Origin of the sequence: Myxococcus sp. AM011, from assembly GCF_013372595.1 — a bacterium.
GTDB classification, from domain to species: Bacteria; Myxococcota; Myxococcia; order Myxococcales; family Myxococcaceae; genus Myxococcus; species Myxococcus eversor.
In genome coordinates, this window is the sequence record NZ_JABXEM010000594.1 from 1 (window position 1) to 697 (window position 697).

Sequence of the window (697 nt, forward strand, 5' to 3'; positions counted from 1 at the left end):
CTCCCAGCCCCAGCCCCAACGCGAAGAGCAGGCCCGCCACGCCCGCCACCAGGAGCGACTTCATGAAGCACCTCCCAGCACATGGCGGGAGAGGAAGACGGTGAGCGCGGCCGTCGCCATGAACGTCAGCGTGGCCACCAGCGAGCGCTTGGAGCCGCGGGCGAGGCCACAGACGCCGTGGCCGCTGGTGCAGCCGCCGCCCAGCCGGGTGCCGAAGCCGACGAGCAGCCCGGCGACGAGCGTGGCGCCCACGTTGGTGAGCACCGGAGGCCCGAGCGACTCCGGACGGAAGACCGAGAGCAGCACGCCTCCCAGGGCGAGCCCTCCGAGGAAGGCCGCGCGCCAGCCGAAGTCGGCGGGTGCAGGGGACAAGAGCCCGCCGGTGATTCCGCTGATGCCCGCGATGCGGCCGTGGAAGAGCAGCAGCAGGGCGGAGGCCAGGCCGACGAGGACGCCCCCGAGCAGGGGAAGAAGGACCGGATTCATGGTGACACACCCATCGAGGAGAAAGAGCCCGAGAGGGGAGGGTGTCACGTCATCGGCTGCCCGTGAGAATCATGGAGGCGGAAAAAAACGATTCAGTACCCGGTGCCTGAGCGGGCGGCCCCACGAGCGCCGGCTCCACCGCGCGCATGCGGCCGCGGGAGCGACTGGCGGGGGACTCCTGAAGAGGGGCGGGACCCGGGCTCCTTGGAGA

The 697-nt window shown here is 71.3% G+C and carries 1 protein-coding gene; it reads right to left on the bottom strand.

The window, feature by feature from the left end; genetic code table 11:
- Positions 1 to 60 precede the first annotated feature (60 nt).
- The gene (locus HUW62_RS47555; protein ID WP_163865476.1) at positions 61 to 486 is read right to left on the bottom strand and encodes a YeeE/YedE family protein; all 426 of its coding nucleotides are present in this window, start codon (positions 484 to 486) and stop codon (positions 61 to 63) included.
- Positions 487 to 697: the final 211 nt, after the last annotated feature.